This window comes from Rhizobium sp. 01T444 (genome assembly GCF_056398305.1).
Genome location: NZ_JBFTPD010000035.1, coordinates 38,366 through 61,983 on the forward strand (window position 1 = coordinate 38,366; position 23,618 = coordinate 61,983).

General features: G+C 59.8%; 19 protein-coding genes and 1 pseudogene. 5 read left to right on the forward strand and 15 right to left on the reverse strand.

All coding sequences use genetic code 11. The features are described 5' to 3' along the window. Window positions 1-29 precede the first annotated feature (29 nt). From AC1DTN_RS31790 to AC1DTN_RS31820, 7 genes and pseudogenes are all read right to left on the reverse strand, one after another. Window positions 30-518 (reverse strand): DUF982 domain-containing protein, encoded by a 489-nt coding sequence (locus AC1DTN_RS31790; RefSeq protein WP_310381549.1) that lies wholly within the window; start codon window positions 516-518, stop codon window positions 30-32. Window positions 519-847: 329 nt separating this feature from the next. After that, window positions 848-1,669: pseudogene (locus AC1DTN_RS31795) on the reverse strand (ThiF family adenylyltransferase); the annotation flags it as partial. Further along, entirely contained in the window at window positions 1,669-3,114 is a 1,446-nt protein-coding gene (locus AC1DTN_RS31800; RefSeq protein WP_477924133.1) for an aKG-HExxH-type peptide beta-hydroxylase, read from the reverse strand. The pseudogene AC1DTN_RS31795 and the gene AC1DTN_RS31800, both read right to left, overlap by 1 nt. Window positions 3,115-3,352: 238 nt before the next feature. Beyond that, a complete protein-coding gene (locus AC1DTN_RS31805; RefSeq protein ID WP_477924135.1) occupies window positions 3,353-5,047 on the reverse strand; it encodes a S8 family serine peptidase in 1,695 nt (564 codons plus the stop codon). 33 nt (window positions 5,048-5,080) lie between these two features. Continuing rightward, the gene (locus AC1DTN_RS31810; RefSeq protein WP_477924136.1) at window positions 5,081-6,109 is read right to left on the reverse strand and encodes a phosphatase PAP2 family protein; all 1,029 of its coding nucleotides are present in this window, start codon (window positions 6,107-6,109) and stop codon (window positions 5,081-5,083) included. A 42-nt stretch (window positions 6,110-6,151) separates the two neighbouring features. Further along, window positions 6,152-8,107, reverse strand: coding sequence for an SARP family transcriptional regulator (locus AC1DTN_RS31815; RefSeq protein ID WP_477924137.1), 1,956 nt, complete (start codon window positions 8,105-8,107; stop codon window positions 6,152-6,154). A gap of 484 nt (window positions 8,108-8,591) precedes the next feature. Continuing rightward, a complete protein-coding gene (locus tag AC1DTN_RS31820; protein WP_113320798.1) occupies window positions 8,592-8,897 on the reverse strand; it encodes a hypothetical protein in 306 nt (101 codons plus the stop codon). 547 nt (window positions 8,898-9,444) lie between these two features. Between AC1DTN_RS31820 and AC1DTN_RS31825 the strand changes: the two genes are divergently transcribed. Then, the gene (locus AC1DTN_RS31825) at window positions 9,445-10,770 is read left to right on the forward strand and encodes an acetyl-CoA hydrolase/transferase family protein (RefSeq protein WP_113320799.1); all 1,326 of its coding nucleotides are present in this window, start codon (window positions 9,445-9,447) and stop codon (window positions 10,768-10,770) included. A gap of 39 nt (window positions 10,771-10,809) precedes the next feature. Here the strand turns inward: AC1DTN_RS31825 and AC1DTN_RS31830 are convergent, their stop codons facing one another. From AC1DTN_RS31830 to AC1DTN_RS31850, 5 genes are all read right to left on the reverse strand, one after another. Next, entirely contained in the window at window positions 10,810-11,451 is a 642-nt protein-coding gene (locus AC1DTN_RS31830; RefSeq protein ID WP_477924140.1) for a CDP-alcohol phosphatidyltransferase family protein, read from the reverse strand. Beyond that, on the reverse strand, window positions 11,448-11,843 hold the full coding sequence (locus AC1DTN_RS31835; protein WP_113320801.1) for a hypothetical protein: 396 nt from the start codon (window positions 11,841-11,843) through the stop codon (window positions 11,448-11,450). Before AC1DTN_RS31835 ends, AC1DTN_RS31830 begins: the two co-directional genes overlap by 4 nt. After that, complete coding sequence (locus AC1DTN_RS31840; protein ID WP_113320802.1) at window positions 11,843-12,790, reverse strand: phosphatidate cytidylyltransferase; 948 nt, start codon at window positions 12,788-12,790, stop codon at window positions 11,843-11,845. The genes AC1DTN_RS31835 and AC1DTN_RS31840 overlap by 1 nt, the downstream gene beginning before the upstream one ends. Then, window positions 12,787-13,431: a lysophospholipid acyltransferase family protein gene (locus AC1DTN_RS31845; RefSeq protein WP_442206572.1), complete on the reverse strand. Its 645-nt coding sequence runs from the start codon at window positions 13,429-13,431 to the stop codon at window positions 12,787-12,789. Before AC1DTN_RS31845 ends, AC1DTN_RS31840 begins: the two co-directional genes overlap by 4 nt. Before the next feature lie 311 nt (window positions 13,432-13,742). After that, window positions 13,743-14,684 carry an AraC family transcriptional regulator gene (locus tag AC1DTN_RS31850; RefSeq protein WP_113320804.1) on the reverse strand — a complete coding sequence of 314 codons (942 nt, stop codon included), beginning with the start codon at window positions 14,682-14,684 and terminating at the stop codon, window positions 13,743-13,745. 106 nt (window positions 14,685-14,790) lie between these two features. Between AC1DTN_RS31850 and AC1DTN_RS31855 the strand changes: the two genes are divergently transcribed. Beyond that, window positions 14,791-15,996: an MFS transporter gene (locus AC1DTN_RS31855; protein WP_477924142.1), complete on the forward strand. Its 1,206-nt coding sequence runs from the start codon at window positions 14,791-14,793 to the stop codon at window positions 15,994-15,996. A 158-nt stretch (window positions 15,997-16,154) separates the two neighbouring features. Here the strand turns inward: AC1DTN_RS31855 and pglB are convergent, their stop codons facing one another. Continuing rightward, a complete protein-coding gene (pglB, locus tag AC1DTN_RS31860) occupies window positions 16,155-17,453 on the reverse strand; it encodes a polygalacturonase PglB (RefSeq protein WP_477924143.1) in 1,299 nt (432 codons plus the stop codon). Between the two features lie 205 nt (window positions 17,454-17,658). Here pglB and AC1DTN_RS31865 point away from each other — a divergent pair, with 205 nt between their 5' ends. From AC1DTN_RS31865 to AC1DTN_RS31875, 3 genes are read left to right on the forward strand one after another with little or no spacing between them, the layout of a single operon-like run. Then, window positions 17,659-18,900 (forward strand): ABC transporter substrate-binding protein, encoded by a 1,242-nt coding sequence (locus AC1DTN_RS31865; protein WP_113320807.1) that lies wholly within the window; start codon window positions 17,659-17,661, stop codon window positions 18,898-18,900. Further along, complete coding sequence (locus AC1DTN_RS31870) at window positions 18,897-19,850, forward strand: carbohydrate ABC transporter permease (RefSeq protein WP_113320808.1); 954 nt, start codon at window positions 18,897-18,899, stop codon at window positions 19,848-19,850. Before AC1DTN_RS31865 ends, AC1DTN_RS31870 begins: the two co-directional genes overlap by 4 nt. Next, window positions 19,847-20,665 carry a carbohydrate ABC transporter permease gene (locus AC1DTN_RS31875; RefSeq protein ID WP_007814669.1) on the forward strand — a complete coding sequence of 273 codons (819 nt, stop codon included), beginning with the start codon at window positions 19,847-19,849 and terminating at the stop codon, window positions 20,663-20,665. Before AC1DTN_RS31870 ends, AC1DTN_RS31875 begins: the two co-directional genes overlap by 4 nt. 96 nt (window positions 20,666-20,761) lie before the next feature. Here the strand turns inward: AC1DTN_RS31875 and AC1DTN_RS31880 are convergent, their stop codons facing one another. Next, window positions 20,762-22,504: a GH116 family glycosyl hydrolase gene (locus AC1DTN_RS31880; RefSeq protein ID WP_113320809.1), complete on the reverse strand. Its 1,743-nt coding sequence runs from the start codon at window positions 22,502-22,504 to the stop codon at window positions 20,762-20,764. Further along, a complete protein-coding gene (locus AC1DTN_RS31885) occupies window positions 22,501-23,505 on the reverse strand; it encodes an ROK family protein (RefSeq protein ID WP_477924145.1) in 1,005 nt (334 codons plus the stop codon). The genes AC1DTN_RS31880 and AC1DTN_RS31885 overlap by 4 nt, the downstream gene beginning before the upstream one ends. Window positions 23,506-23,618 lie beyond the last annotated feature (113 nt).

The following is a 23,618-nucleotide window of genomic DNA, read 5'->3' on the forward strand; positions in this document are numbered from 1 at the left end:
CTTCGCGCAGGTCGATGAGCTTCGGCAAATCACAATATCTTGGCCTTCTCATTCCGGTTGTCGCGAAGAGATACGTGGGCAGTTTCACCTTCATTCGAAACATCCCGATGCATTTCCGATCGATGCCTTTTGGATCGCCCCAACCATTTTCGCTGCCGCGGTCGGCGCCCTGATGGCAATTGTGGAAGCGGTTCGACGGGAGCGGGATTGCGAGGGGCGCATGGGCGGTGGACCTCGGTAACCGGATAGATCCTGAGGATACCTAGGCGGTGATCAGTCGTGATCGCAGCAATACCCGCTTCATATGCAGCGCGGACGATTGCCTCGTGCAAGTTCTCGGGTTCGGTATTTCCGGTAAGGACCTCCAAACAGATTCTCACCGCCGTGAAGAATTCCTCGCCATCGTCGGTGGGCCATTCATTCAGCAGCAGTGGCGCAGCCTCGCGAGCGGTACGGATCACCTTGCGATCTTTACCTCCCGCAAAAGCAAGAATTATCGTTGGGAAATTTGTCATCATATCGAATCTCATTGTTCCTGAACTTCGTCAGACAGATTCGTTTCGACCCTACGGGCTGCTGTCTCCAGGAGTTGCTTCAATTCTTCGCTGGTTACGCCGTCGGCCCGCATCACCATGGCGATCAGCGGATCACGAAGAGCTTCTGATATCGTCAGCTCACCATTCATTCCGCCAGTTTCGCCAGCATCGTAGATGAGCGAACATGGCGCGAGTGACCACATCTGTGAATGCGGCGCCGCCGGATTGATGGCATCAGCGATTTCGACCGGTTCCTTCTTGGCGCCTCCAGGAGCGACGAACGGGCCTCCACTTGCGAGGTTTTTGGAAGGAGAACGGAGCTCGCCCTGATCGGTTTTGAGGTTGGCAATCCATCGGCGTCCTGGCGAGGCAGAGTGTTTCGAAAGGCATTGTTGAGCGATCTGCGAGACGGCATGCACCACGACAGCGGAACTGGTGGTGCGATAGCCTCCGTAGCGGCTCGCTTGCAAATAGGGGGGCATGCCGGCTGCCGATGCGCGACCGGCTGCCACGAACTTCTCTACCGAAAGGGAATCCTCGCCGGCGAGAACGACGAACGGATTATCGGCATAGTCTGCGATCAACCGAAGCGCAACAGCCCCTTCCGCAGTTTCCGGCAGTGCGAAGACCTTGGCAGAAAAACGTGCAGCCAGATAAGTCGCCAGCTTGTCTGTCTTCAGACAGCCGAGGTCAGCTTTTCCCGCCCAAGGGAGGTCGCTTAAGTTATTCTCGCCGATACGATCCGCATCCGCGAGAAGGAAATGGCGCGCGCCGAGGGTCGCAAGCTGGACGGCAATCTGCGAGCCGACGCCGCCGCATCCGATGATGACGAAGTCGATTTCGCGAAACCGCGCGAAGTCGCGTTGCCGATAGCAAAGAGGCGTCAGGAAGGTGTCGTGGTGATCGATTGCTGCGGAGACATATTCGTTCTCCGCCCGCATATCGGATGCCCACGACGACGCGCCGAATGCAGCACTGGTAACATTGGGGCTCTGTTCCTCGACAGCATCAGCACTATTGCCGGTGAACAGAGCCCCTCTGCCGCTCCGCCCAAAGCTGTGGGCGAAGGGGTTCGGGAAATCGACGGACGCGCTGGCAGCCGCTGACAATCGTTTAGACCGAGAATTGACCATCACATCGCCTCCATCTCGCTGGGCGCAGTTACACGGGTCGTCTCGGCGCAGCGACCGTAATCCTTGCTCATTTCATGGTCGGCAGCCTTCGTGATCACGTGAAATCTGCCATCGTACCAGAGGCAGACATTGTCGCCGCTGTCATCGATCTCTCGCTGACCCATCCGCGGATCGATCGGCTCCTTGCCGCGCAGAAGCACCTGTCCGATGTTCCAGGCTTGGCGATCGAGAACTCGTTGGCGCTCGGCGAGGTGAGCCTGGCGGTGTACAATGGGCTCTTCGGCAAGCAACTGGCTCACGAGGAATAGGATCCGGCCACTCCAGGAAGGAATGGCGGCGATGTCTGGGAGGTCGAGGAGGACATCGCCGCCGAGACGTTCGATTCCTTTCCGAGCGATATCGATGAGCGGGATTTGCCGCGCAGCATAGGCGATTATGAATGCCGTCTTCAGGGCGCGGTGCTCAGGATCCACCTCGGCGGATAGGCATGCCATGCGGAAGGCACACTCCCAGGGAATGGCGTAGGCCGTATGCAGGATGCTCTCGAGCGTCTGTATGTCGTTCTCGTATGGGGAGATATACCGGAACTCGCCAGGCAGGGATGCCGCCGCCGAGGTCGTATAAAACCCCAGCAGGACATGCCCCGCCTCGTGAAGCAGTTGGGCCGCTGTCGCGGCATGATCGCCGTCGCGCAATCTTTCTCTTGAAAGGGCGATCATCGCGCTGCCCGGCAATTCGTTCGAACTTGAGAAGGAACACGACGGTTCACGCCGCACGCCAACGTGAAGCGTGTGCAGGCAGGCGATCAAACGCTGATAGCCGTACACGTCCAGTTCCGCGATCAAGGCGAAGGCCTTCTCCAGATGGTCGGCGACGCGGTCCAATTCCGCATCGCCCGTGATGGGGTCGTCGGTACCGGGGTAGTCCGGCATAGATTGGCGGAGGAGGGCTTGCATGACATGGCTCCACGCCGGGCTCTCGATGCGGACGAGGCCAATGCCGCAGGAAAGCCGGCGCGCCGGCTGACGTTCTAGTTCAAGATCGGATGCGATCAGATCCGTCCGCAGATAGCGGCGGACGATCTGCTCATTGGGGCTGCCCGCCTGCCATTCCAGACTGCGCGCGAGCCCACCCATCCAGGCTGCAAGCACGGATGAACGGTAAGGGTCGGTGCTGACCGATCCGGCGACCGCTGGCGAAAGCTCGAGCAGGCGAGCGTATCCATCATCTGCAAGGCCGGGGAAATAGCCTGCCAGCGCCTGTACCCCGACCGAACAATCGGCGAGCTTCGAAGCCGCCGCGAGCGTACGGCCATATTGGAAGCGTCGCTTCAAAAGGTTGCGAGTTGCGACGCGCTGCCGGGAGACGGTACTTGCCATCAAGGGATTGCCCTTGAGCAGGTGGCGCGCCTCATCTGCCAATTGTTGAATGCGGGTCGCGGACATCAACAGCCTCCGTGAGTTTGTCTTCGGGCGGATCAGGTTGCATCTCGGGTGAAGATGCCCCGGTTGGGGCCGCTTCGTCCGGCATCGGAACGGTGTGCGTCGTCTGTTGAGAGGCACTATTGCCCAAGGGCGTCATTTGCCCGCCAGTACCGCGTTAAAAATCCGTAAAAAGGCGCAAACAAAGAAAAAGCCCCCTCGATAGAGGAGGCTTGGAATTATGGAAAAGCATCCCCGGGGGTCAGATGGCAAGAGCTGCCTGTACTGCCGCCCGCGCGTTCGGCAGGCCTGACCCAAAGAAATAGGCCATATCGAGTGCGTCCTCGCTTTCGGCATTCATGCAATCCGCCGTCAGTTTCCTCGTTCCGGGCGCGACAATGGCGTCCAGGCGGGATGCGGCCTTCAGAATTGACTTCACATGGGGCCCCGAGAGGCGCTCAGCGGGATTGTGGCGGCTCTTGTAGGCCCGCTGTATCAGGGCGCATAGTCCACCCACCTGCGCCGACGCGCCTGAGGTGCCCCCGAAAGTGGTGTAGTATCCGCCCCCGATGCCCGGATTGATTCCGAACGGCACGATGGCAGACCACGGATCGGAGCCATGATTATAGCCGAAAATCCCCGACAGGTCCGTCGTCAGCAGCGAGAAGTGCGAATAGTAGTATTCCCGCGCTCGAAAAGCGCCGTAGTCGTGCTGCGCCGCAAATGGAGAAAGCCGGTCGAGGCGCAACTGATGCCTGTTGAAGACCTCACCATCGTCAGAGGGGGAGACAACCGTCAATCCTTCGCCGTAATTGCTGTAGCCCGAACGGAAACCTTCGACGGTAACGGCCCCAACAGCAATGATGCCGTTGTTATCGGCGGCAAGACTTGCCGGATAGATCAACTGGCTTTCGCCACTATTTCCTGCGGCGCAGACAATCGGGATGTGCCGGCTGATGGCGAGGATGAGTTGCTTGAGGATATGCCATGGGCGATCCGGATTAGATCCTTCCTGCGCGGCTTTCGGCTCCAGTTCAGGCCCACCCTGATCAGCAACGGCAATGCGCGTGAACAAGTTGGCGGCATCCTGGTTTTTCCATAGCTCCAGGTCCGCCTTCAGCTCGTTCTTCGGATCAACAATGCTGCGTTTGGGGTCAGGCAGACCGCGCGGCAAGACGATCACGTCAGCTTTCTGATGATAGGCATAAAGAAAGGCCGCAATGAACTGCCTGACATCGTCTTCGAAGGACGTTCTGATCGAGATGAGCCTTGAGAAAGGATCAACGCCAAAATAGGGGATGACATTGCGATTGCCGCTCGTACGCAGCTCGTCACCATTCCCGTAGAAGGCTCCTTCCGGCGGGAGGCTTGGTGTGCCTTCTTCCGCAACAACGGCGGGTTCGCCGACAATCAGCCCCGCGCAGCAGGTACCATGCGATGCGAACAGCGATTCCGGATTGTAGAGCCGCCGGAGAACCCCCTCCGACGCGGCATATTCGGCAACCAGATCACTGAGATAGTCCCGGTCGTCATTCGAAAGGCCGATATTGCCAAGCGGAGCGATGTTGAGCCCGGCGAAGAAGGCATGTCTTTCCTCACGGTCAAAGGACGTGGTCGTATCGAGAATTTCGAGCACGCGCGCGCCGTAACGATGGGTCGTCAAATCGATTGACGCTTCCCGGTCAAGCCGGGTTGCCAGATTGGGATGATCCGGAGATACGCCGACATCGATCAGCGCGACCCGCGCGGGTCGCAACGGGCCGGCGGAAGCGATGGCATCCCATACCGTGCCTGTGATAAGGGGATCGGGGAGCGCGCGTGCGGCGCTCGCATCGAGTGCCGGTGGAGCAGGCGGAGCCGAGCCATATTCCGCGTCGACGACGCCAAGGGCAGTCAGGTGCCAGAGATAATAGTAGTCGATCGGCGCGGGCTCAGGCATTTGTGTTTGATCCGTCATGGTTATCATCCTGTTGAGCAGCAGCTGGCGAATTCAGACCCATTCGTCGTGTACGGCCTGGAACAGAGGACCGAACGCGTCGTGGAGGTATGGAGCGAAGCGTCGGGCGAGATCTCGCCCCGCCTGTGTGTCGCTCGGATAGTGCAGGCCGGCCCATTCGCGGTTTTCGGCGACGTTCTGGGCGATGCGGGCAAGCTCGTCGGTGGCCGGATGTTCCGGCAGGATCGTCGAGAACGCGAAGGCGATAGAAAAGCACTGGAACGAGTGGTTGCTGGGATAGGACTCGTGGGCAGGCACGGCCAGTAACGGCCGCAGCATGGGCTCGAACTGGTTTGGCCGCAGCCGGTTAAACTGGCTTTTGTAGATCAGCCCGACATATTCGCAGGCCGTCAGGATCGCCTGGAAAAGGCCTTCCGTCTGCTCGAAGCCGCCGAGATCCTCGATATGCAGTGCGCGGGTGAATTCCGCCACGGAGATCGTCGCTTCGATCTGGATGTCGGGCAGGCGCCGCACACGTTCGCGGTCGCGGCGCTGCATGGAAACCAGCACCGTCGTCTCGAGGCGGGTATAATCCGGGCCGGGCGGCGGAAGTATATCCAGCATTTCCCAGGTGAAGCGTCGCGCCGCGGTATAGGCGTTGCGTGACGGCTGCTGGTGCAGCCTGCGCAGTTCGAAGGAGGGGATAAGTTGCGACACGCCGAGACTGGCGCCGTCCATCGTCGACTTGTTCTTGTTTTTGTTCTTATTTTTATTCTTGTTTTTGTTCAGCGATGCCTTGTTGAGCACCGACTTGTTCGCGACGCTCTTGTTGAGGACCGAGGCTACGGCCATCGTCGCCATCACGGGCCCGGCCATGGGAGATGCATCTTCATCCGTGCCGAAGAGAAGCGCAGGTTCGGAGGTTGCATCAGGCGCAGCCGGCTTTGCACCGGCGAGGGGATTAGCGCTCGCATCGCCCCTCGGTTCGCATGGAAGAACCGTATCCGGCTCAATCCTGAATTTATAACTGTCTAGAAATGAAACAATTTTTGATTGTAGGTCCGGGGTAGTGTCCGCTTCCATTGCAGCCTCCTTGCGCGAAGTTCTGAAGAAATTGTCCGGGGTTCAGCGCAGCTTAGCGCCCGCCTTGAGCAGGCCGTCGATCAAGATCTGTCCGCCACCTGTGTTGAGCAGCGGATAGCCGCTGCCGCGAAAGGCATTGATGGAGAAGCCGCCCTCGGCCGCCTCAAGCCGCTGCAGGTAATGGCGCGCGCCGCCGAGATCGTCGGAATGGGCATGGCTGGAGGCAAGATAGCGCAGCAGGCTGTTGAAGTTCGGCCGCGCCCGCAGAGCTTCTTCGCCTGCAGCTATGGCCGTGGCATGATCGCTTGCAAGCGCCGCTGCAATGCACTTGGTCGTATCGAAGTAATATTTATGCGGGCTGTAGACGCCGAGCTCTTGCACCCAACGCGCCATGGCCACAGCCTTGTCGGGCTGGCCTGCATAGCAATGAAGCATGGCGTAGAGATCCCAGCTGAGCGGCAGGGCAGGGTTCAGGCGGATCGATTTTTCGAACAGGTTGGCCGCGTAGTCATATTCGCAGAACAGGAACGAATGGACGTGGCCGACGAGCGCGAGCGACACCGAATTCTGCGGATCGAGTTCCAGCGCCTTGCGCGCATAGGCCTGGGCCTCCTCGATCAGATGCGCGTCGAGCGCGTTGAAACGTTGGCCGACCTGGAAAGTCCGGATGAATGACAGCCAGGCAAAAGCCGATGACCGCGGTTGATACTGGATCTGTTCTTCCAGGCGCCGCTCGGCGTTATCAAGATCGCTGCGCGACAGCCGAAAGATCGCATTGACAGCGTCGATCAGGAGACCGTCTTGCGACAATCGGCTGTCGTTTGCCTGGGTCTCCTGGAAATAGGCCAACTGATCGATGGCCTGGCTGATCAGCGCAGCGGCGGTGCCGAATTCGCCCCGCTCGAACTGCGTGCGGTTGATTGCCTGACTGCCCAGCCAATGAATGCGGTTGTTGATCAGGTGCTTCATCACCAGTTCGACCAGCACCATGTCACCGTCAAACGTCACGCGAAGCTGTAGGCATATCGGAAGGCTGATTTGCTGTTCGCTCTCTTCAATATCCGGCAGGGTGAAGGAGAGGTCGGTGACGCCAATGGCCAGCCCGTCGATGACGGCTTTTGCAATGAGATTCTGGAACCGTGCCGCAGCAATTTGTCCGCCCTCTCCAGCGCCCACCACGATGGGTGACTGAAGGGCCATCACCCATCGCCAGTCACCGGAAGCCCGCCGCGGATTTGGGTCGCTGCCGGTGGTTTCCGTGGGTTTGCCTGGCCTCGGCACATCCGGGGCGCCTGTCAGCGGCAGCAGCGCTGAATGTTTGGCGATATCGCGGCTCGGCTGCTGTCGCGGCTCGAATACATCATGGACTTGTCCTTCATCGAGCCGGCGATACCAGTTCTGCCGTTCCAGCGCTAACCAGTCCTCGAATTCCGGATCGCGGATGTCGATACCTTCGAGCAATTCATCGGTGATTTGATCCGCGGACCGCTCCGCCCGAACCACCAGGTCGGTGTCGAGTACGAGTCGGTCCATATCCAGCCAAACGGTATTTTTATCCGTAATCAAGAGATTACGTGCTGGCCCCAGAGTCTTATGAATGTCGAAAAGAGCCTGGCGCAGACTAGCTGCAGCCTGGTCGTCGGAGCGATCGCTCCACAATTTGTCCCTAAGCCAGATTCTCGAGCGCGAGCCACGGGCGGACAATGCAAGCATCGCCAGAAGAGCCTGGGCCTTTTTTGATTTCGGAGTAACCGACCGACCTCCGGCGTCCACAAGGGCGAAAGGCCCGAGTAGGAACATCCGAAACGGATTTTGCTCCTTGTCCATGCAATCCACCGGCCCCGCCCCCGTTGCCTCCGATGTGCTGGTTGGGCAGCTCGAAGACCTAGCATGCGGAGGCCAGTCTGCCACAACTGCGGCGTCTGGCAAGCAACCGATAAGGGAAACCGGAACTCCAAAAGGCAAATCGATACTTCGGCGATGGTTGAACTGAAGCATAACCGGCTGAAATCCCTCTGCATAACTTCGCAAACTGGCCGTAGCACCCCACCGTCAAAGCAGCGTCAAAGGAATGTTGTTTAGGCGACGTCACTTTGCAGGCGTCGCCAAAGGCTGCCAACTATTCACAGAGAATAGTGGGATCGATCTTGGGAAAAATACGATTATGTTCCGCTCTGTCGGATTGAGATGCGCAGGTGCAGGCAGCGGCCAAGAAGGTTTGTGAAGCGGTGCGCGATTTGAAGAGCGATTGCGCTCTATGATCATTTCAACAGGGTCGAAACAAACGGTTGACCACCGGGATGCCACACACCGAAGCGGAGCGCATCAATCTTCGCGGGAGATGGCACGTGTTAACATCGGTTTGCCGTTGCGCCTTCGCAGGCTGGACCGATGCGAGCCGCAGGCGGAATCCCTGTTGCAGGCGACGGCAATCTGGACCTCTTCTGCGGAGGCAGAAACCATTGTCGTTTAGCGCGAGTTCTTAAATCCCCGACCCGTCGAGCTGCTCAGTGTCGTCGCCTTCCCAGGGCGAGGGCATCGAGCTGCGGCTGAGGTTTGCCGCGGGCATCGGCATCCAACACTTCAATTCCGGCTCAGCATATTCGATGATGTGTCCGGGGGAGGAATCAGAGGCGCGCCAGCCCTCTCCACCGAACTGATCGCCGTTCGACCAATACGCGAGGTCAACTTCTGCCGGTCCCTGTTCGGACGAGCGGATCGTGACCAAGATCCGACTCCCGTCTTTCGGGGCGCTTTCCATATGGCGCCACCGGTCTGGCTCGTCCATCGCATTTCCTCCTGCCTTGCTGCGAGTTACAACTGTCGTCTAGCGATCGAGGTCGGTCAACTCAAACTACGTGCAAACCATCCTCTCTCGATCGATGACCGGCCGCGATGGTTGACCCGTAGCCGGCATCGGCGGGACGGTCGCCAATTTCGGCTTCCATGGTCTGCGGAGGCGCCGGGCTTATATTGGACATTGAACGCCGACCCGCGCCTCGGGCGGTTAGGACGCCTCGCATACCTGATTCAGAATTCTGGCAGTGAGCGCGGCTTGTGATGGTGCCGCTGGTGTGCTCAAGAGCCCTTATTCAAATTTCCAGCAGTGGCATCGCCAGTGCGTTGGCGAAAGCTGCGACCAAAACAGCACCGACGAAAGCTCGCTCGAGGCGGCGTCGCTGCGCCCAGCCTTGCAAAAAATACGCGCTGGGCGCTTTTTATAGAGTGTTCTGTGGCAGACGAAAGCGCCTGCGACGGTCGCAAATGCCGATAAGGTTGTGAGCATGGCACTGGATACTGAATTGTTCTGAAATGTGCACTGGGAGGAGGGCCCAATGACGACGATCCATCAGAGGCTGTATCGCGAACGGCTGACATCTGCAAACACGGCGGTCACGATGGTCCCGTCCGGCGCGAAGGTCGCAATGCCACTGGCTGCCGGTCAGCCACCTGCTATCCTTGCGGCGCTTGCTGAACGGGCCCGTGTGGGAGCCGTCGAGAATGTGCGGCTCTACTATCTTCTTTGCACTGGCGTCGCTGGCACGAGTGTATTCGAATTCGAGCTGCGCGACCTGATCGTCCCAATGAGCTACTTTCATGGAGGCGTCGAGCGTGCGCTCGACAAGAGGAGATTGGCGGAGGCGCTGCCCGCGGTCGACCTGGTACCCTGCCATTTCAGCCAGGTGCCGCGCTCGATGGTCGAGCATGTCGGTGTGGACACGTTGATTGCAACCGTCTCGCCGATGGACGCCGATGGCAATTTCAGCCTTGGTGCCAGTACCGACTATGCGCTCACGGTATCGCGAAAGCCCGGGCTCCGCCTGATCCTCGAGGTCAACAGCAATATGCCCTATGTGCGGGGCGATTGCATGATCCCTGTTTCAAGCGTGACAGCGCTGGTTGAAAACGACGTCAGCCTGCCTGTGTTGCTCGCCGCTGAGCGCAATGAGGTGGATGATGCCATCGGGGCGATCATCGCCGACCTGGTGGAAGATGGCGACTGCCTGCAAATGGGTATCGGTGCTTTGCCTGATGCGGTGTGCTCGGGGCTTTCACAGCATCGCCACCTCGGCATTCATACGGAAATGATGACGCCGGGCCTCGCAAGGCTGGTCACAGCGGGCGTGGTCGACAACAGTCGCAAGCAGATACATGCCGGGCGGTCCATCTTCACTTTTGCGCTCGGAGATCAAGCCCTTTACGACTTCCTGAATAACAACCCGGCAGTTGAGGCCTACCCAGTCGATTATGTGAACAATCCCTTCATCATCGCGCAGAATGATCGGGTGGTGTCGGTCAACGCGACGCTGCAGGTCGATTTGAACGGCGCGTGCAATTCCGAGTTCGTGAACGGCAGGCAGTTCAGTGCATCCGGCGGTCAGGTTGATTTCGTGCGCGGCGCGTATGCCTCTCGCGGGGGACGATCGATCATCGCCTGTCATTCCACCGCGGCGAAGGGCACGCTCTCGCGCATCGTTCCGACGCTGACCGGACCAGTGACAACATCGCGTAACGACACGCACATCGTCGTTACGGAGTATGGATGGGCGAACCTAAAGGGCAAGTCCGTGGCGGAGCGGGCAAGGGCGTTGATCGGGCTGGCCCACCCCGATTTTCGAGGGGAGCTGGACCGGGCAGCGCGCGGGGCAGGGCTCTCCTGATTCTAACGTCGTTCGGCGGCTAGAAACTGATCCACCTCGTCAGCGATGCTTGAGGCGCGTTACCAATGTTTTCGAGCGGCGGATCGCTGTAAGGGCTGCTCCCACGGCTACTACGCAGAGACCGATCGTCAGGATCTGGTTCTGCCCGCCCCATAATGGCTCGAGAAGGGATGCTAGTCCCGCCGCCGTGATCGTCGCCATCCGGTGCTGCTTGGCCATCGGGCCGGAGAAATCGCTGGGATTGCCGGTGGCGCGACCGAGCTCCCGGACATAGGCTGTCAGCACGGCGAAGGCTCCGGCCGCCCAGCCCAGTCCTGGCATACCGATACCATACCCGACGCCGGCGAATATCATCAGGTCGGCGATGCGATCCGGAAACTCGTTCCAGAAAGGGCCGTCAGCCTCTCCCTTTCCGCCTTCGACTGCGACCATGCCGTCGAACAGATTGCAAAGAAGGCGTGCCTGGCAGAATAGAACAGCCAGCAGCAGGTAGCCGGCACGCGGCAGGCCTGTCGTCTGTCCCGCCAGATAGAAAGTGCTGCCGGCGATTGCTGCCGCCAGCATACTGGCTTGCGAGATCTGGTTCGGCGTTATGGCCCGCGCGGCCATCCATCGGGCAATTCCGCCCGCCCAGCGGGTATTGCGGCTCGCCAGAGGTCTCCTGTCTCCTGTCTCCATCATGTGTCGAAACCTCGTCTTGCGGAGATCGAATAATTGTAGATCGCTGCATAAGTCGTCGACACCAGCAGCGGAAGCGCGATGGTTCGGAGTATCTCCGGTGTGCCGCTTACCGCATGGATCGCCACGAGAATGCTGGCCGAACCAAGGCAGGCAATCAGCGGCGGCGCCCAAAATCGTGTTGAACCGCTGAAGCGGCTGGAAAGCCAGTCGATTACCGATTTCAGGAAAAGCGTCAGGCAGGCCGATATCGTCCCCTGCACAAGACCGGCAACGAGCGGCGCCGGCATGAGATGAGCGCGGTTGGCGAAAATGGCCCAGCTGCCCATCGCCAGAAAAGCGAACAGGACATGAACCACGCCGCTGCGCAAAAGACGTTGCAGCACAGCAGGCATCACAATGACCACCAATAGCGCGTGAGGTGGAAGAAGATAGGCGCCGAGAAGACGACGGAATCCAGTCTGTCGATCAACCCGCCGTGGCCCTCGATAAGATGGCCCCAGTCCTTGACACCTCGGTCGCGTTTGATCGCCGACATCACCAGGCCTCCGAAGAAGCCCATCAGCGTGATGACCAAGGCGAGAAGCCCTGCCTGAAGCGGTGCGAATGGTGTAATCCACCAGAGGCCCGTTCCAATCAGCGTCGCGCTGATGATCCCGCCGACGAAGCCCTCGACCGTTTTCGAGGGCGACAGTCTTGGCGCAATCTTCGTGCGTCCGAACAGTTTGCCCCAGACATATTGCAGGACATCGCTGAGCTGGACGACGATCACCAGAAAGGCGATCAACAGCACATTGCGGCCCTCATATCCCGGTATCTTTAAGGTCAGCAGAGCCGGCACATGGGAAGCGCAGAAGACGCAGATCATCAGGGCCCACTGTACTTCCGCGATGCGAACGAGAAAGCGCTCCGTGTCGCCTCGGAGTACCGAGATGATCGGCATTAGCAGGAAGGCATAGACCGGGATGAAGATCGAAAAGATGCCGTATTGTTCAGCCCAGAGCAGAAAATACTGGATCGGAACGACGACGAAGAAGGCTGCCGCAAGCGCCCAATGATCCGCCCTTCTTGTATTGATGAGGGTTACGAATTCGCGAAGCGCGGCAAATGAACAAAAGCCAAACAGGATCAAGACGCCGATACGGCCCGCTATGAAAGCAATGCCAATCAGGATGACCATGACCCACCACGCCTTGATCCGCGCGTTGAGGTTTTCGACAGCCGCATTCGAACCGTTCGGCGAGAGGCGTTGCTGCAATATGTAACCGATGACTGACGCAACGATAAGCACGCCGAAGATCCCGGCTACGAGCGTCATAAGATCGGAATTCGCGCCACTCATTCCCCACCGCCTATAGTGTTCGGAGACAGGGCCAGGAGAGCAGCCTGTATCCGTTCGAGAAAAACATCCTTGTCTTCGCCCGGCGCGATCTGCAAAGCGCGGCCGAAGGTAACTGTGCAGATCAGCGGTATCGGAACGATCTCACCCTTTGGCATGACGCGGTTCAGATTACTGATCCAGACCGGCACGAGATCGACATCAGGGCGCGCCACAGCCAGATGGAAAATGCCGCTTTTGAACGGGAGGAGCCTTGCATCGGACTGGTTTCGTGTTCCCTCCGGGAAGAGAATGAGGGACGAACCGGCATCGATGGCCGAGGCCATCTGAGTGACGGGATCTTCCGTCCGCTTGTCCCGATCCCTCGCGATCAGCACCGCATTGAAGACATCTCTGCCGATGAAGCGATTGAGCCAGGACTTCAACCAGTATTCGGCTCCGGCGACCGGACGGGCCCGATGGCGCAGTCTGGGCGGCAATACCGTCCAGACCAGAACGAAATCACCATGGCTGGAGTGGTTGGCATAATAAACGCAGGGTCGGGAAGGCAGCCCTCCCTCGGGCCACACGGCGCGGACCGCCGTGACCGCGCGCGCGAACAGTACGATTACCGTCGCCGCGGCCTTTGTAGGCAAAGCCTTCATTCATCACTCTGTTGATGTTAGCCGGATCACTAACCGAAACTCTAGCATTATCATCGGCGGAAGGAAGGAGCTTCGCGGATTTTCAGCCGAAAGGCGTAGACAGGTCGTCCGGCTCCAGCCGAACGTGCAATCTCCATGGACGACAAAGATTGGATTTCGAATTGAGCCCATGGCGCGGAAAGCCTGATCAATCTGACGCCGACCTATCTGATGAAGCCGGATCAGGTGGGCTGGTCGTGCGCATCACCGCCGGTGGCAAGTCGTCAAGCGGCTGTCAGAAAAACCGGCATCGAAGCTGTGTGCTTCACAGATCACGGTATTGCGGAAGCGCGACCATCCTGCGGTCGCCCGCGGAAAGCCATGGGCGGGGCGCCGATGATGCGTTTGAACGCCCGGCTGAATGATGCCTCCGATTCATAGCCGAGGCGCTCGGCAATCGCGGCCACGCGCTGTCCTTCACGCAGCCACTGATGCGCCTGGTGCATGCGCATGCGAGCGACGTAGCGAGCGGGTGTTTCACCAACGGCCCTGGCAAAGCGCTCCGCGAACCCAGAACGGGAAGCGCCCATCTTGCGAGCGAGTTCTTCGACCGTCCAGTCATGGGAAGGGTCGAGATGGATCGCCGCCAGGACCCGCCCGACCTCGGGATTGCGAACGGCCGTCAACCACCCGGAAGCATCGCCGCAGCCGTGTTCCACCCAGGCGCGGATGATCGTCGCGGTCAGAACATCAGCAAGCCGGGCCAGGATACCGCCAGCGCCGACGCGGTTCATATCGACCTCGTGCATCATCGCATCGAGCAGGGCAGGGATGGAGGGCTCACTGGCTGCGAGATCGCTTGTCCGCATCACATTGGGCATCAATTGCAGCAAGGGATGCCGCTTGTCGACATTGAAGCGCATGACCGCGAAGAACAGCAGGTTCTTGCTATCGGCGCAGGGGCATTGCAGATCGACGATCCCATCGCAGACGGCCTTGCGCGGCATGGATTCGACGGGCGTCGGCACTATACCGGGCGCGCTTGCAAGGACATGGGCATCGCCCCGCGGCAGCAGGACCGCGTCCCCCGGTCGCATTTCCATCCATTCCCCGTCCGGCGTCTGCACAAATGCCTCTCCGGCTGCCAGAAAGTGAAACTGCGCTTCATCCTTGGTCGGAAACGCCGTCGCCCATGGGGCAGACGGCTGGCAGCGGCCGTAGTCGACGCCATCCAGACGAAGCCCTCGCATCATTTCCGTCAGTGCATCGCTCATCGTGTCCTCGTCATTTGGACGAACAGTCATGTCTTGTGGATTTTCTAGCATAGAAACACCAGCGTGAGCCGTCTAGCCTTGTCATCACAATCTTTGGAGATGGCGTATGAACATCAATCCCGAAGCCAATGGCTTCCACGCGAACAGGAAGGAGGCCGATCCGGCCTGGGCAGGCGTGGTATCGCTTTCGCTCGGCGTCTTCGGTCTCGTGACGGCCGAGTTTCTTCCAGCCAGCTTGCTCACGCCAATTTCACAAGATCTGCATGTCAGCATCGGTGCCGCCGGCCAGTCGGTCACGATGACCGCCGTCATCGGCGCGATCGCAGGCCCTGCAATTGTCATTGGCACCAGCCGATTTGACCGTCGTCTCACATTGCTCGGATTGACAGCCCTGCTCGTTGTTTCCAGTCTCCTGGCAGCATTCTCTGATGGGCTCGCGACGCTTCTCGTTGCTCGCGGGTTGCTCGGGATCGCGCTGGGCGGCTTCTGGGCCATGTCGCTGGCGCTCGCCATGCGGCTTGTTCCAGAGCGGTTGATGCCGCGGGCGATGGCGATCATCATGACTGGCGTGTCCGTTGCAACGGTTTGCGCTGCACCTGTCGGCGCCTGGGTCGGAGAAGCCTATGGCTGGCGTTCTGCATTCATCATCGCGGCTGCAGTCGGCGGCCTTGCCTTCATCGCCCAACTCCTCACCCTGCCTGCGATGCCGTCGACCGGCACCGCAGGATTGGGCACGATGGCCACGGTGCTGCGTCGCCCGGCAATCCGGCTGGGCCTTCTGACCGTCTTGCTGGTGGTCGCCGGCCATTTCGCGGGTTTTACCTTCATTCGGCCCTTCCTCGAAACTGTGCCACATTTTGGGGTTGAGGGGATATCTGTAGTTCTGCTGGCCTTCGGGATCGGCGGGTTTCTCGGCAATCTGTTCGGAGGCTTTGTTTCCGAGCGCAGTACGGCGCTGTCCATCGTCATCGCGGCTACCGGGATTGCTGCGACAACATTGGCGTTAGCGCTTGCCGGAAACCTTGCAAGCGTCGCGTTTGTCGCGACCGCGCTGTGGGGATTTGCCTTCGGAGCCCTGCCGGTAAGCGTTCAGAGCTTCGTCACGCAGGCAGCATCGGATGAAGCGGAAAGCGCCGGTGCGTTGATGTTGACCACTTTCCAGGTCGCCATTTCCAGTGGGGCGGCCATTGGTGGCTTCATCGTCGAGGCGCAGGGGCTGGCAGGGGTGTTCGGCTTTGCAGCTATTGCCGCACTTTGCGGGGCCCTGGTGATCGGTATCCTGAACCGAAGGACGGTAGCGACGGCGTCTTAAGGAAAGATCATGCGAAGCGCGTCAACGCGCGCAAGAATAGCTACGATCAGGGGCGCACCGGACGTGCGTCCCTCCTGACGGATGGAACAGTAAGGACGACGATCCCCGGACGGCCGCCATCACATGCGCCAAATTGCTCTGTGACTCACCCCTATTGGTCACTCGATGCAAAGGGTTTCGGTGTTCCAGCCGTCTGGCAGGGGCTCCGGACGCTGGATTTCGATATCGTCGAGCGTGAGGCCAGCGATATTATGCGCAAAGAGCGCCGGCATGCCTGCAGGATAATCGATAAGGCCGACAATTTTTCCGTCCGCTCCCCGCAACCAGGCATTGCCACGACCCTCGTGGTCCTTGGGCGGGGAGAGATCGGCACTTGTGGGGCGCAGGTCATATTGCCTGGCTGTTCCCAGTAAGCCTTCCTCGATCGTCAACTGAATATTGCTGAGGCTCATTCCGGCAATCCCGCCGTTTCTCGCCGCAAAGAGATTGATCGGACCCTGGCAGCGCCCCGTCACGTTCTCGACGCGGACATTGGTGACGAGGCCAGCCGGTATCTCCGGCCTGCGATCGAGCTGGGTAATTGTGAGCGGCTCACCCGAGCCCCAGAAACCATCGGGCGTTTCATGGCAATCGATCTCTATGTCCGAGAAGGCGACGTCTTGGATCACTCCGCCGTCACGCGAGAAAATGCCGAGGGCGCGATTGGAATCTTGGACCTTGCAACGCGTGAAGGCGACGTTGCGGATGTCACCAAAACTCTCCGTGCCGATCTTCAATGCACAACTGTTGCTCTCGACGAGGCAATCCGAAACCTCGATTTCCACGCAGCGTGCGATGCCCTTGTCGCTTCGGCTGGTCTTGAGGCAGACGCCGTCGTCCGCCGTTTTGATTATGACGCGGCGCACTGCGACCTTTGCGCAGCTGTCGATGACGATCCCATCCGTATTCGGGAGTTGTCGGTTGTTGAATACCGTTATGCCCTCGACGATCACGTCACGGCAGCGCACCAGGTGGACCGTCCACATCGGCGAATCTTCGATGACAAAGCCTTCCAGCCTGATCTTGCTGCAGTCTTCGAACACCAGGACCCTCGGGCGCTTTTCGCTCGGCGTGTAGGTGCCGACCGTCGCGTCGAAGCCGGTGCTGAAGGCGCCGCCTGAAGCAAGGATCTTGCCTTCGCCTGTGATCGCGACGTCATGGGCCTCCTGCGCGACGATATAGGCGCGATCGGATCCCTCGGCGATTACGCTCACCGAATTTCCGGCATAGAGCGCGTAGTCGGGGACGAACTCTAGCGTGGCACCCGGCCCGATTGACAGCGTAATACCGCTGAACAGGCGGATGGGTCCCGTAATGTGCCTGCCCGCCTGCAGGAGAAGCGTTCCTCCGCCGGCGCTCACCAGCCTGTCGATAGATTGCTGCAGGTCAGCGCCATTCGGCTCGACTGAAATATCCATTGCTTCTCCTCTGGCTCTCGGGATGATTAAGCTACGCCATTTTATTCGTCAACAGGACGAACTAATTGATGCGGTCAATCTTGTTTGTGTTGACACCACCGAAAACTCGTATTTAATTCGTCATGGTTACGAACAAACGATCGGCCAAAGGGAGATTTGGAGGCCGGTTGTTGCCAGAGTTTGAGGAGCAAAGAAGGGGAACCCTATGAAACCGCTCAAGACATTGATTATGACGGCAAGCGCCCTGGTGATGACGATTTCGCTCGCGGCAGCATCCGAACTGAAGATCGTCTGGTATGTCGACAATGATCAGGAAGAGGCGAACACGCGCGCCTTGCTCGATCAGTACACGAAACTGCACCCGGACACGACCTTCGACCTTGAGATCACCCCTTATGACGGGATGGTCCAGAAATTCCAGCAATATGCGGCCTCCGGCATCATGCCGGATTTGTCGCTCACTTCGTCGATGGAGCCGGTTATCCGTCCGTTCCTCGTCGATCTCAACAAGGAGATCGGCCCCGAATGGATCAACGACTTCGTCAAGGGCTGGGGCGATGGCGCCAAGCTCGACGACAAGGTTATCGCCGCGCCGCTGCGCGTAACCTCCACGGGCGTCTTCCTGAATGTCGATGCCTTCAAGAAGGCCGGCATTGCCATCCCGGACCACGCGACCGGTTGGACCTGGGATGAATTCGTTCCGAAGATCAAGGAAGTCGCCGAAAAGTCGGCTACACGCTATCCGCTTGTCTGGGACGTTTCGGCAAGCCGCTGGATCGTTCACGAGTATCAGTACGGAAACCACATCTATACGGAAAAAGAACCTGTGAAGGTCGTCATGGACGAGGCAGCGTGGACGAGCGCGCTCGACAAGTTCATCGACATCACGAAGGCCGCAATGCCGCCCGGGCTCTGGTCCGGTGCGAGTTCGGACAATCCGAAGGAAATCTTCACAGCCGGTCAGGCCGTAGCCTATATGTCAGGAAGCTGGCAAATCGCCGGACTGGCGGACAACGCGCATTTTGCATGGCAGGCTGGTCCAACGCCGCGGGGCACCGTCGCGTCGTCGATCTACGGAGGCGACTATATCGTGGCCTTCAACACGAGCCAGCATCTTCCGGAAGCGATCGATTTCATCAAATGGATCACCTCGCCGGATATTCAGGCACAGTACGCCAAGACCTTCGGCATGATCCCGGCCAACCTGAAGGCGGCAGCCGTCAAATACGATAATCCGGCCGCGACCGATGCGATCAAGGCAATGCAGGCCGAGTTGAACGCCAGCCCTGCTTACGCTGCGACCGACCAGGCCTGGCCGCAGATGCAGGCTGTTTGGGGTACCGTGAAGACAGCCGTCACGCAGGCTGTTGCCGGTCAGATCTCCTCTGCCGAGGCCATTTCGCAGATCAAGAAGGCTGCCGATGCCTCGCTTGAGGCTGGCAAGTGACGACGGACATACTGGAAGATAGCCGTTCGGCACTGGGTCCCCACCCAGTGCCGAAAGGTCTGCGAGGCAGCCTGGCAAGCCTCGGCTGGCCCTACCTGCTCATGGTGCCGACAATGGCGCTCCTCGTTACCTTCACCCTCTACCCGCTGGTCCAGGGCCTCTTTATGGCCTTTTTCAAGCGGGGTGTGGTCGTCGTTCCGCAGGTGCCCAGCACCTTGCCGCAATATGTCGGCCTGGATAACTTCATCGGGCTCCTGAGCAATGCCGATTTTCAGGTTTCATTGCTCAAGACCGTTCTCTTCGTCATCGTCGCGGTTCCGCTGAACATCGTCGTCTCGTTGGCGCTGGCTCTCCTGCTGGCGCCACAGACCAGGCTGTTTGCCATCGTACGCACAATCGTCTTCTTCCCGTCCATGATCAGCCTGCTGATCATCGGCGTCGCCTGGCGCTGGCTGTTCGGCCTCAACAACGGCCTCGTCAATTACCTGCTCTCGCTGACCGGCATCGCTCCGATCCCGTGGCTGGAACAGGACACGATGGCTCAGATCGCCGTCATCATAGCCTGGGTGTGGGCGCAAGCCGGTTTCAACATGATGATCTTCATTGCGGGCCTGACTGCGATTTCCACTGATTACTACGAGGCGGCCTCGATCGACGGCACCAGCAAGTGGCGGCAATTCACCCATATCACCTTGCCGCTCCTCAAGCCGACGCTCGCCGTCGTCCTGGTCCTGTCCTCGATCGAGGCCTTCAAGGTCTACGAACTCGTTGTATCCCTGACGGGCGGCGGTCCGGGCAAGGCGACCGTCTACCTCATACAGACGATCTACGACACTGCGTTCCAGAAACCGATGCAGGCTGGTGTTGCGGCCGCCCAATCCATGGTGCTGTTCATCATCCTGCTGTTCCTCACGATCTTCCAGTTGCGCATATCGCGGAGTGAGAAATGACACGTATCTACTCTCCCTGGCGACTGGCCTTTGTCGTGCTGACACTGTTCGTCTTCCTGATGCCGCCGATCTGGCTCTTCCTGTCTTCGTTGAAATCACAACAGGAGATCTTCCAGTGGCCGCCGACCATTTTGCCGGCGCAACCGACGTTGCAGAACTTCATCGACACGGTGTCGCGCGCGAAGTTCCTCATCTTCTTCCGCAATTCGGCCATTGTCTCCGTGCTCTCGGCGCTGCTGTCCGTCACCATCAGCGTCATGGCCGGCTACGCACTTGCGAAGTTTCGGTTTAAAGGAGACACGCTCTTCTTCCTGCTCATCATGTCGTCGTTGATGGTGCCGCTGCAGATCATCATGATCCCGGTCTTTCTGGTGCTGCGGGATCTCAATCTTCTCGATACGCTGGCAGGCATCATCATCGCGCCGGCGGCAACCCCGACCGGGGTCTTCCTCATGCGCCAGTACATCACCAACATTCCTGACAGCCTTTTAGAGGCGGCGCGCCTCGATGGTACGCCGGAATGGCGGATCCTGTGGCGGATCATCGTTCCGCTCGCCATACCCGCAATCGGCACGCTGCTCGCCTTCAATCTCGTATGGCGCTGGAACGACTATCTTTGGCCGTTCCTGATCATCAGCGACCAGGACAAGTGGACGGTCCAGGTCGCGCTTGCCAATACGGTGGGTCGCTTCGGTATCAACTGGCCCAGGCTGCTGTCCATGTCGGTGCTTTCGGTGCTGCCCGTGCTCGTCATGTTTACAGCCCTGCAGCGCATGTTGATGAACGGCCTGATGGCGGGCGCAACGAAGGAATAGTGCTGCAACATATCGTGCAAAAAGGGCCGCCTCTCCGGCGGCCCTTTGCATTTTCTCTTTCAAACGCCGTCTCCGTGGCGACCGGTCGGAAAACCTCTAGCGGATCGCCGCCGGCAGTTTGTCCTTGTGGGCGAGGGCGGCGGCGGCCGGCATGCTGCTCCATCCCTGAAGCAGCGAGCCACGCCCCCAGGGTGGCGAGAAATATTCGACGGCACCCATCCAGCCCTCTTCGAGGCAGGTCTTCCACCAGCGCAGGAGCGGGTAGTCCGCGCCGTCCAGGCCGTAGGCAAGCCGTTGCTCGGCATAAAGGCCCGAAAGGTAGGGCCAGTCCGAGCCATTGTGGTAGCGGTACGCGAAATAGGACTTCTCACGCGTATCCTTGGGGCGCTTGAACGGCGGATAGGCGCAAAGCACGCCCCAGTCGCCATAGGGCTGGCCGTCGTTGTTGCGACTTTCCAGGATCTCTTGGACCTTGGCGAGAACGCTTTTCGCTCGCTCGGGAGAAACCGCCTTGAAGCGAAGCAGCGTCAGGCTGTCCAGCGTCAGGTGGTCTTCGACGAAATCTGTCTTTGTCCCGTAGTCCGCATAAGTGCCACCCGGTTGCAGAAGCGCCTCGTCCAGCGAAGCGCGCGCCTTTTGCGCCACGGCTGCCGCCTTCGATGCTACGGCTTTGTCGAGCGAGGCGCCGTGCAGCGCGATGACGTCGAGGGCGCCGATCCACAGGCCGAGATCATAGGCCACGTAACCGTGACGATAGACATTGTCGGCCCAATCGCGGTCGTGTCGCGGCTTGGTCGGCAAGCCGGTTCCCGGCTCGTCGAAGCTGCAGTAGCGATTGAAGATCGCCACCACCTTGTCCCAGTACAGGGAAAGCGGTGAACCGTCACCGGTCGCATTGACATAGTCGCCGATCGTCAGAATGAAGAAGAGCGGGCTGTCGAAGTGATCGCTCCACCAGTCACCGGGCCGTATGTGTTCCTCCTTGATCCGTGGATCTGTCAGACGCACCTTTTCCCATTCCTCGGCCTGCCCTGGTCCCGTCAGGATGACGCCACTCGGCGCCTCGCCGTTTTCCTGCACACCCCGCGCAAGAAGATCGATCTGGGCGCGGACTGCCTCCGGTTCCCGATCCAGGAGAGCCTGGAGCGTCCAATAGCCGTCACGATAATAGGTGCGAGCCGGCGCACTGTAGGCCTGGCCGGCGGCGAGGCCGGCAAAGGCGCCATGCTCGTCCCGTCTTATACTGGAAAAGGCGGCATGCAGGCTTTGCGAGATCATGCTGCGCATCAGGGCAGGCGCCTCCGGCATCGCATCGCAACGCGTGACGTAGGCATTGGCCTCGGCAATCAGTGTCGCCTGGTCGAGCTCGAGCGCTGCAAGCGCTTCCTCGATCGTCGCGCCGGCGGTCACGAAAATGCCGTCGGGCCTCTGCTCTGCGATGGCGATGCCCCAACCGGTGCGGGCAATGCGGCGACCCTCTTGCCGTTCGATCGGTTCGCGTTTCGCCATCGTGCCCCACCAGGCGCAGCGCCGGGCAGGGATGAAGGTCCGCAGCTTTGCGCCCTTCAAGAAGAGCGCCGGCGCCGACTGCGCCACGTAAAGCCCTCCGCCATGCGCTTCCACCCGGTTCGGGGAATAGGTGAAAGGGGCGCTCCAGCCGGTGAAGGTCAGATTGACCAGCTTGCCGGCGCCCCATAGCGAAAGTTCAATCCTGCCTTCCGGCCGACAATCGCCCTGCAGGCGCGGAGCCATGAACGGGACAAGCACCGGTGTCGCAGAGCGAAGCTGTCCGTCATCAAGTGGTATCAGAACTTGCGGTTTTGCTGATGCGGCGCTCATTGGATGGCTTCCTGTTTTCCTGCATTCTCAGTTGCCGCAAGATCGGTCAGGCCAAGCATAAGCGCCCCGAGCATGCCAGCTTCGGGGCCAATCCCGGTTGCCTCTATCCGTGTCTCAAACGGCAGCAGCGTCGACATGTGACGCCTGACGGCCTCGACAAACTCGCCGCGCGACCCGATGCCCCCACCGAGCACGATGAGAGCGGGGTCGAAGAGGGCTTGCACGGAGGCCAGGCCGACCGACGCCGATTTTGCGAGTGTTTCGATGGCCGCGACAGCTTCCCCGTCTCCAGCAGCAGCGCGAGCGAATATCTCGGCAACCGACAGCGTCCCATCGCCATACAGGCTGCGCACCGCAGGCGAATCAACCTGATCCTCGAAGAGACCGGCGCGGGCCTGCGGCGCCGCCTGATGAGGATTGGAACCCAACGGCAGAAAACCCAGTTCGCCTGCCCGCCCGTGCTGGCCGCGGAAGAGCGTTCCACCGATGACCAGCCCCATGCCGACACCGGTGCCGAACGCGACAAATGCAAGCGAGTCCTGATCCTGTCCTTTGCCGAGAGTGGCCTCGGCGAAAGCTGCGAGATTCACGTCATTCTCGACCACGACGGGGCATGGCAGGGCTCGTGCGAGCAGCGCGGCGAGCGGCTGATCGGCAGGAATTGCCAAGTGAGGGGAAAGTGACGCAAGCCCCGTCAACGGCGATACCGCACCCGGTACGCCGACAACAGCCTTGCACAACGGCCCCCGATCGCGATTGTCCTGCACCAGGGACAAAATCATCCGTGGAATTTGCCGCAATACAGGGGCTCCCGCGCCGTGTTCGGTCGGCTCTTCGGCCTTTGCCACAATACGCCCCTGCAGATCGACAAGTCCTACCAGGACCTTGGTACCGCCGAGGTCGACACCGGCGACCATGCCTTCAGACCCGCCCGCTTCGTCCGAACGATGGACGCTGTTCGCCTGTCGCAAGCCAGACGCAATGGTTGAAATATTTGACAAATGCAGTCCTTTTGCGATATTTGTTCGGCAGGTTGACGAATTTATTATGGCCGCGCCCGCGAACTGTCAACAAGCTGTTTGAAATCGGGGGGCTTTCATGGAAAAAGCAAAAC

Coding starts and splice junctions, on each gene's coding strand:
- AC1DTN_RS31790 (WP_310381549.1), bottom strand. CDS start 518: ATGATGACAAATTTCCCAACGATAATTCTTGCTTTTGCGGGAGGTAAA.
- AC1DTN_RS31800 (WP_477924133.1), bottom strand. CDS start 3,114: ATGTCCGCGACCCGCATTCAACAATTGGCAGATGAGGCGCGCCACCTG.
- AC1DTN_RS31805 (WP_477924135.1), bottom strand. CDS start 5,047: ATGACGGATCAAACACAAATGCCTGAGCCCGCGCCGATCGACTACTAT.
- AC1DTN_RS31810 (WP_477924136.1), bottom strand. CDS start 6,109: ATGGAAGCGGACACTACCCCGGACCTACAATCAAAAATTGTTTCATTT.
- AC1DTN_RS31815 (WP_477924137.1), bottom strand. CDS start 8,107: ATGCTTCAGTTCAACCATCGCCGAAGTATCGATTTGCCTTTTGGAGTT.
- AC1DTN_RS31820 (WP_113320798.1), bottom strand. CDS start 8,897: ATGGACGAGCCAGACCGGTGGCGCCATATGGAAAGCGCCCCGAAAGAC.
- AC1DTN_RS31825 (WP_113320799.1), top strand. CDS start 9,445: ATGACGACGATCCATCAGAGGCTGTATCGCGAACGGCTGACATCTGCA.
- AC1DTN_RS31830 (WP_477924140.1), bottom strand. CDS start 11,451: ATGATGGAGACAGGAGACAGGAGACCTCTGGCGAGCCGCAATACCCGC.
- AC1DTN_RS31835 (WP_113320801.1), bottom strand. CDS start 11,843: ATGCCTGCTGTGCTGCAACGTCTTTTGCGCAGCGGCGTGGTTCATGTC.
- AC1DTN_RS31840 (WP_113320802.1), bottom strand. CDS start 12,790: ATGAGTGGCGCGAATTCCGATCTTATGACGCTCGTAGCCGGGATCTTC.
- AC1DTN_RS31845 (WP_442206572.1), bottom strand. CDS start 13,431: ATGAAGGCTTTGCCTACAAAGGCCGCGGCGACGGTAATCGTACTGTTC.
- AC1DTN_RS31850 (WP_113320804.1), bottom strand. CDS start 14,684: ATGAGCGATGCACTGACGGAAATGATGCGAGGGCTTCGTCTGGATGGC.
- AC1DTN_RS31855 (WP_477924142.1), top strand. CDS start 14,791: ATGAACATCAATCCCGAAGCCAATGGCTTCCACGCGAACAGGAAGGAG.
- pglB (WP_477924143.1), bottom strand. CDS start 17,453: ATGGATATTTCAGTCGAGCCGAATGGCGCTGACCTGCAGCAATCTATC.
- AC1DTN_RS31865 (WP_113320807.1), top strand. CDS start 17,659: ATGAAACCGCTCAAGACATTGATTATGACGGCAAGCGCCCTGGTGATG.
- AC1DTN_RS31875 (WP_007814669.1), top strand. CDS start 19,847: ATGACACGTATCTACTCTCCCTGGCGACTGGCCTTTGTCGTGCTGACA.
- AC1DTN_RS31880 (WP_113320809.1), bottom strand. CDS start 22,504: ATGAGCGCCGCATCAGCAAAACCGCAAGTTCTGATACCACTTGATGAC.